Here is a 7,854-nt window from a genome sequence, read left to right on the forward strand (position 1 = left end):
TCTATAGCAATTTAAAAAGTTCATACTTATAAAGTATGGGCTTTTTTTATTGTAAATTATTAATAATCTATGAACAAAATTAGACTAATGTGATAAATGTCATTTTGTCATATTTTATTCAATGTTATAATTAGGTAGAAGTTAAAAAGTTATTCTAAATACATATATTTTAACTTGCACTTAAATTTTTTCTTGTTATGTTAAATAAGACACAATCTCATAGAAAGGAGGCGGATAATAGGGCTTAAACACCTTTATATTATAGCTAAAGACTTTATTTTCGATCCCAATTACTAAAAGGTCTAAGGCTTTTATTAATGTAAGAAAGAGGAGACAAAATGAGGAGAATTATCAAAATATGAGGAGGGGACTTATCAATGTCCAAGAAGAAATTAATACTTATTACAATGTTGGCCATGTTAATGGTATTTGCTGTTACTGCTATAAGTATGGCAGCAAATATTAGTGAAGCTAGTCAAACTTGTATTAGTTGCCATAAGAGTCTAGGAGCGACTAAGAATGTTATTCATGATTGGAAAGATAGTAAGCATTCTGAAGTAGGTGTTTCTTGTTATGAGTGTCATGAGGCTAAGCCAAGTGATAAGGATGCATTTAAACATAATGGCTATACAATTGCAACGATAGTTTCACCAAAGGATTGTGGAAGTTGTCACTCTGACGCTGTAGAGCAGCATAATAATAGTTTACATGCTAAAGGATATGATTTTACAAAGAAGAGTGGTTTATATAAATACATAGGAGAAGCTTCTAAAATTAGTGGTTGTCGAACTTGTCATGGTAGTAAAGTCAAGGTATTAGAAAATGGTAAATTAGATCCATCTACTTGGCCAAACAATGGTATTGGAAGAGTAAATCCAGACGGAAGTAAAGGTTCTTGTTCAGCCTGTCATACTAGTCATAAGTTTTCTGTAGCAGAAGCAAGAAAGCCAGAGGCTTGTGGACAGTGTCACTTAGGACCTGATCATCCACAGAAAGAAATTTATGAAGAGTCTAAGCACGGTGCTATCTATGCTATGGAAGGTGACGAATGGAACTGGGATGATCCAGCTGGTGAATGGAATACTGAAGACTTCCGAGCTCCTACGTGTGCTACTTGTCATATGTCTGAGATTGGTGATGCTAAACTGACTCACAATGTAAGTGCTCGTCTATCTTGGGAATTAGAAAGACCACTTAGTGTTAAGACTAAGCAGTGGAAGAAGAAGAGATCTAAGATGAAATCTGTCTGTACGGAATGTCACTCTCAGCAGTGGACAGACAATCATTTTGATAGATTAGATCAAGTTGTAAATACTTACAATAATAAGTTCTATAAACCATATAAGAAAAAGTATGAACAAGCTAAGAAAGATGGAGTACTAACTCCAGGTGGATTTAATGATGAATTAGACTGGAAGTTCTTCGAATTCTGGCATCACGAAGGTCGTAGAGCTAGGATGGGAGCTGCTATGGGTGGACCAGATTATGTACACTGGCACGGTTTCTATGAATTAGCAGAAGATGTACAGATTATGGATAGATTATTAAAAGAAGCATATGAAAATGCTGAGCATTAATTACTAATATATGAGAGAAGAGGCAGTTAAATGTCTCTTCTCTTTTTTGTTGTTATCGGGAACATATGATAAGTTTGATAAAAATTACAAAGAATATTAAAGGCTATTTAAAGGAATTTAGTTCACGGAATAGAAGTACAATATTAAATAGTTGCTTTATAAATTAATTTAATAAGTGGGTAGGGAGTGAAGATAATGGAAGATGGAGATAAGGATATATTAACCTGTCAAGAATACTGTCCAAATTTTAAAAATATTAAAGAATTAAAGAATAAGGAATTATCTGAGGATATCATCCAAAAGTTAGCAGCTACCTTTAAAGTTTTAGGAGACCCAACTCGGATTAAGATTATTAATATTTTAGCTAATAAAGAGTTATGTGTCTGTGATATTTCTGAATTACTAGATATGACACAATCAGCTATTTCACACCAGTTAAGAAAGTTACGTGATCTTAATTTAGTTAAGTATCGCAAAGAAGGCAGAGTAGTCTACTATTCTTTAGATGACCATCATATTCTACAGCTTTTTAATCAAGGATTAGAGCATGTGATGGAAGATAATTAAGATTAATTAAATATACTGTTGACATTATGACAAGTTTTGAATATAATATTAATATGAACAAACGTTCATATATTTTTAGCATATATCTGAATATATGTTCATATTAACAGGGGTTTATAGTTCGAAGGAGGATTTAAGGAAGGAGGATTTAAGGTATTTATGTGGCGAGGAATAACTTATGGACGTTATTAATAGTTGACAGTGAAGCCCAGAAAAGAGCTTCCGAATTAGAAGCAGAGTCTATCATAGGCTTGCGACCAGCCTTGATTTTTAGGCTGGGCGAGACAGTGAAGCCCAGAAAAGAGTTTTCGAATTAAAAGCAGAGTCTATCGCAGGCTAGGTGAGATAATTAAAATCAATTAACAATTCAAAAACTTCAAAACATGATTAAACACAATTAATGCTTAGATAAAAACAAATTATAAATAAGCGAATTTCATAATTAGATTTCAAGCATAATTAACGCGGAATTTTTGCCGGATATGAACCTTAGATGGTTCGAAAAATTTATTCTATCGCGAAAGATGACCTTTTTGTGGTTAAACTATTAATCGATAATGGTTAAAAGATGAAGGAGGGTTTATGATGGAAACAGAAAGTTTAGCTAAAGAAAAATTATTGCTAGAAGGTTTGAATTGTCCTAGTTGTGCTAGTAAGATTGAGGCTAAAGTTGGTGAGTTACCAGAGGTAGAAGAGAGTAAGATGAACTTTATGATGAAGACATTGGAAGTAAAGATGAGGATTGACCAAGATGAAGTTATAGAAAAGATTGCTAAGATTGCTGATGACATTGAACCGGGGGTTGAAGTAAAGCGTACTAAGCAAAGGGCTGTTAAACAAAATAAGAAACTGACCTTAGAGGGTTTAGATTGTGCAAATTGTGCTCAAAAGATAGAGAATAGGGTTAATGAACTAGAAGAAGTAGCTAAGGCTGACCTAAACTTTACTTTACAGGAGTTAAGCATTGAAGTAAATGATGCTAAAGTGTTAGCAGAAGTAGTAACTACAGTTCGCGAGATTGTCCATGATTTAGAGCCTGATGTGATAGTTAAAGAAGATAATGAAAGTTGTTGTGGTCATGATCACGAACATGGTCATAGTGATAGTCAAAGTCACAGTGATAGTGATTCACAAGCAGATAATAATGAATTAAAGTCTGAAGGAATTAGAATTGGGATAGGCGTTGTCTTCTTTGCAGCTGCTTTATTATTAAAATTAAGTTTTGTTGGAGAACTAGCTTTATATGGTGTTGCCTATTTGATAATTGGTGGGAAAGTGTTATCCAAATCGGCAAGGAATATTTCTAAAGGCCAAATATTTGATGAGAACTTTTTGATGTCAATTGCTACTATTGGAGCCTTTGCTATTCAAGAATTTCCGGAAGGTGTAGCAGTTATGCTCTTTTATGAAGTAGGAGAGCTGTTTCAGGATCTGGCTGTTAATCGATCGCGACGTTCTATTAAATCTTTATTAGATATTAGACCGGATTATGCTAACTTAAAAGATGGTGATGAAGTAAAGGAGGTAGATCCTAATCAGGTTCAGATTGGGGATCTAATTGTAGTCAAGCCTGGTGAGAAGGTACCATTAGATGGAGAGGTAGTTGAAGGTGAATCGATGGTAGATACTGCGGCTTTAACTGGTGAATCAGTACCAAGGAAGGTAAAGCCAGGTGAAGAGATCTTAAGTGGGATGATTAACCAAGATGGACTTTTAACAGTTAAGGTTAATAAAGAGTTTGGTGAATCCACTGTCAATAAGATTTTAGAGCTAGTACAGAATGCAGCTAGTGAAAAAGCACCAACAGAGAAATTCATTACTAAGTTTGCTCGTTATTATACACCAGGAGTAGTATTCGGTGCTTTGGCATTGGCTATTATACCGCCATTAGTCATTCCGGGAGCTGCTTTTAGTGACTGGATTTATAGAGCATTAGTCTTTTTAGTTGTTTCTTGCCCTTGTGCCTTGGTAGTTTCTATTCCTCTTGGATTCTTTGGAGGAATTGGTTCGGCTTCTAAACAAGGAGTTTTGATTAAAGGAGGCAACTATTTAGAGGCTTTAAATAAAGTAAAGACGGTTGTTATGGATAAAACGGGAACTTTAACCGAGGGTGTATTTGATGTTGCAGAGATAGTACCTGAAGGAGATTGGTCAAAGGAAGATCTATTAGAATTAGCTGCGCAAGCAGAGACTAATTCTAACCACCCAATTGCGCAGTCAATCTTAGAAGCATATCAAGGAGAGAATATTAAACCAGATAGAATTGATGATTACCAAGAAATTGCAGGACATGGGTTGAAGGTAACTGTAGACGGTAAAGAGATTTTGGCTGGTAATCATAAATTAATGGAACGAGAAGAAATCAATTATGATGATGGAATCGATTCATCGGGGACTATCATTTATATTGCTTGTGATAATGAGTATGTGGGTTATATTCTTATCTCTGATAAGATTAAAGAGGATGCTAAGAAAGCAATTACTGGCTTAAAGAAGCTTGGTGTCGATAAGGTTGTGATGCTAACTGGGGATAATGAGCAGGTAGCACAAAGTGTAGCTAATGAGTTAGGTTTAGATGATTATTACGCTGAACTTTTACCTGACCAAAAGGTAGAAAAAGTAGAAGAGATGCTGAAAGGACCGAATGAGGACCAGAACTTAATCTTTGTAGGCGACGGGATCAATGATGCACCGGTCTTGGCTAGATCAGATATCGGTGTAGCTATGGGTGGATTAGGGTCTGATGCGGCTATTGAGGCAGCCGATGTGGTATTAATGAAAGATAAACCTTCCAATTTAATTGATGCGATTAATATAGCTAAATTCACTCGTAAGGTTATTTGGCAGAATATCATATTAGCTTTAGGTGTAAAAGGAATTGTGCTTATGCTAGGTGCATTTGGTGCGGCTACAATGTGGGAAGCAGTCTTTGCAGATGTAGGTGTAGCTTTATTAGCTGTCTTAAATGCGATGAGGATTACGAGATTTAAAGGAGAATAAACAGAGGTTAAATAAACCAGGAGATTAAAAATCATCTCCTGGTTCTGACTTTGATTTTATGAAAAAACTTGACGGAATAATATCATAGATTGTATAATGATATTTGTGAATGATTTTTCATATATTAATTTGGAGGTTGCACAATGAAAAAAACTATTGCATTAATTTTATTAATAACTTTTTTTATATTTATTTATGGTAAAGTTGGGTTGGACAAACTAGAAAAGAAAAATACCACTATTGCAATGAACTCTATTACTAAAATCTCAACTATTAGTAAGAATAGTGAAGTAGATAAAAAAGGAGAAGAAAGAGAGCCATCAGTAATTTCTGTTAAATCTAATGCTGTAGATAAAATCACAACCAAAGACGAAGGTTTATTATTTAAACAAGATGACTTAGGAAATCTAGATCTGAATAAAATGAAAAGAAGGAAAAGAAAATTTAAAGAATTAACATTGATAGATAAAATTGAAGAACATAAGGTAGAAAAAGGAGAGACACTTTGGAATATAGCAAGAGATCATAATATAGATATTGACACATTGATTGGAGCTAATGATATTAATAATATGAATCGTATAAGACCAGGCGATACTTTAAAAATTCTGCCGGTAAAAGGGATTCTCTATAGAATTGGGCCGGGAGAAAATTTGTCTAGTATAGCTGAAAAGTTTGGTCTCAAATTAGCTACGATAATAAAAGATAATAATATTAAAAACCCTAATAATATTCAACCAGGACAACTCTTAATCTTGACTGGGGCTAAACCTGACTTTGGTTATAAGGACAGATTAGAAAACTTATTTATTAAACCTATAGAGTCAAGGATATCATCCTATTTTGGTAGAAGATGGGGAAGAATGCATGAAGGATTAGATTTTGCTGCTCAGAGAGGAACTAATGTGATGGCTGCAGGTAGAGGAAGAGTTGTATATAGGGGATGGGTTAGAGGCTATGGTAAAACAATTATTATCGAACATCAGAAAGGTATTAGAACCTTATATGGTCATAACTCCAAACTTTTAGTTAATAGCGGTGAATGGGTTAGCAGAGGAGAGAAAATAGCCAAGTCTGGGAACACCGGAAGGACTACGGGACCTAATCTTCATTTTGAGGTTCAGGTTAATGGACGTCCGGTTAATCCTTTGAATTATTTTAGATGAGTTAGGTTATTAGGAGCAATTTTTCTTAAAGATAGTATTTTACTCCAAGATTGAATTTAATCAAATTTTATTTCTTAGTTTGGCTATAGTAGCTATGTTTGCTTCGCAAGGGAAGAAATTAATAAATAATCCAGAAGTTTTATTAGAATTACTTTTGCCAGTAATCTTATTCTTTATAATTAATTTTATTTTAGGACAAATAATAGGAAGGCTATTAAGATTTAAAGATAAGAATATAATTTCTTTGAATCTCACAACATTAGCAAGAAATTCTCCTGTTGCTTTAGCTATTGCAGTAACTGCATTTCCTATAAACCAACTACTAAAGCGGGTAATACTTCTTTAGTTATAACAGCAATTATAATGGCTATTAATGAAGGGAGTAAAGATATTATTCCGTCCAAGTTAAATCCTCCTTTGAAAATGTTAAATAAACCAGGAGATAATATTATCTCCTGGTTCTGACTTTGATAGGAGTTACTTTTTTATCATTCTTCCAAGTGCGAATGCACCAGCAGTCATTGCAATAATCTTAGAATAGAACAAGAGTGGGTCATTGGCTAAGAGTTTAGCGTCCATGCCCTGTTTCTTTTCTAATGTTTCTAACATTTTAAACAATTTTTATTCCTCCTTTCAAAGTCATAAATATTATTGTCCAATCTATTAAATAATATAGAGGTAATTAATCCCATTATGTGATGAATGGGTTAGTATTAGTTTTTACATAGTGTAAAATTACTATAGGACAATTTTAAAATAAAAATAGAAAAGAGACTCCCTTTTTGATAAAATATTGTTAACTACAACAAATACAAATCAAGAAAGGGGAGTCTCTTATGGATACTATTATACAGGATTTTAGTGAAAATGTCAGTGGTAAATTAGAAGAATTTTTAAAAGAAATTATATTAAGATCTGATAAGGATATTTCAGAGTTGGTAGAAATTCTAAAGGAGGAACTTGATAAGTTAGGCATTAAGCTTTGCAAATGGGTCATAGAAACAGCAGATGAAGTAATAAAAGAGAGTTCAAAACGGAAAAAAGAATGGGTAGTTGAACAAAATGATAATCCCAAAACATTAATGACTAAGTTTGGTGAAGTTAAATACGAAAGGACATATTATAAATCTAAAGGAGATAAAGGTTATAGTCATCTTGTAGATGATAAGTTAGGGATAAGCCCTCATCAAAGGATGGACTCTTCCTTAGAAGCTAAACTAGTAGATTTAGCAGCTAAAACTTCATATGCTAAAAGCGGAAAAGAAGCAGTTGATAACTTGAAAATAAGCGATCAAACAGTAATGAATAAGATAAGAAAGCTGAAAAGAATAGAAAATGATATTTTAAATGAAGTAGAAGAAAAGAGAGAAGTAAAGTGTCTATATATAGAAGCAGATGAAGATCATGTTTCCTTACAAAACGGAAATAAATCTGTACCTAAGTTAGTATATGTTCACGAAGGTATAGAAGAGTTGGGAGATAGAAATAAATTAAAGAATAAGTACTATTTTTCAGGTGTTTACAAAGAATCCGAAGAACTTTGG

Annotated in this window: 6 protein-coding genes and 1 pseudogene; 6 read left to right on the top strand and 1 reads right to left on the bottom strand. The window is 33.5% G+C overall.

From position 1 onward, the window contains the following. The first annotated feature begins 377 nt into the window (after nt 1-377). The 5 genes and pseudogenes from BM077_RS09360 to BM077_RS14215 all read left to right on the top strand — a co-directional run. Entirely contained in the window at nt 378-1,577 is a 1,200-nt protein-coding gene (locus BM077_RS09360; protein ID WP_089749589.1) for a multiheme c-type cytochrome, read from the top strand. 195 nt (nt 1,578-1,772) lie between these two features. Next, nucleotides 1,773-2,144, top strand: coding sequence for an ArsR/SmtB family transcription factor (locus BM077_RS09365; RefSeq protein WP_089749588.1), 372 nt, complete (start codon nt 1,773-1,775; stop codon nt 2,142-2,144). A gap of 585 nt (nt 2,145-2,729) precedes the next feature. After that, a complete protein-coding gene (locus BM077_RS09370; protein WP_089749586.1) occupies nt 2,730-5,144 on the top strand; it encodes a heavy metal translocating P-type ATPase in 2,415 nt (804 codons plus the stop codon). A 143-nt stretch (nt 5,145-5,287) separates the two neighbouring features. Further along, on the top strand, nt 5,288-6,310 hold the full coding sequence (locus BM077_RS09375) for a peptidoglycan DD-metalloendopeptidase family protein (protein ID WP_089749584.1): 1,023 nt from the start codon (nt 5,288-5,290) through the stop codon (nt 6,308-6,310). Between the two features lie 61 nt (nt 6,311-6,371). Continuing rightward, nucleotides 6,372-6,653, top strand: a pseudogene (locus BM077_RS14215) (arsenic resistance protein); the annotation flags it as partial. A gap of 134 nt (nt 6,654-6,787) precedes the next feature. Here the strand turns inward: BM077_RS14215 and BM077_RS13750 are convergent. Continuing rightward, nucleotides 6,788-6,928, bottom strand: coding sequence for a hypothetical protein (locus BM077_RS13750; protein WP_176941682.1), 141 nt, complete (start codon nt 6,926-6,928; stop codon nt 6,788-6,790). Between the two features lie 218 nt (nt 6,929-7,146). Between BM077_RS13750 and BM077_RS09385 the strand changes: the two genes are divergently transcribed. Then, nucleotides 7,147-7,854 (top strand): UPF0236 family transposase-like protein (locus BM077_RS09385; RefSeq protein ID WP_177188337.1); only part of this gene is annotated, 708 nt, incomplete at its 3' end.

Origin of the sequence: Candidatus Frackibacter sp. WG13 (assembly GCF_900114655.1) — a bacterium.
GTDB lineage: Bacteria > Bacillota > Halanaerobiia > Halobacteroidales > Acetohalobiaceae > Frackibacter.

What these genes read in the sequence shown, in the direction of transcription:
- BM077_RS09360 (WP_089749589.1), top strand. Translation starts at nt 378, where the DNA reads ATGTCCAAGAAGAAATTAATACTTATTACAATGTTGGCCATGTTAATG.
- BM077_RS09365 (WP_089749588.1), top strand. Translation starts at nt 1,773, where the DNA reads ATGGAAGATGGAGATAAGGATATATTAACCTGTCAAGAATACTGTCCA.
- BM077_RS09370 (WP_089749586.1), top strand. Translation starts at nt 2,730, where the DNA reads ATGGAAACAGAAAGTTTAGCTAAAGAAAAATTATTGCTAGAAGGTTTG.
- BM077_RS09375 (WP_089749584.1), top strand. Translation starts at nt 5,288, where the DNA reads ATGAAAAAAACTATTGCATTAATTTTATTAATAACTTTTTTTATATTT.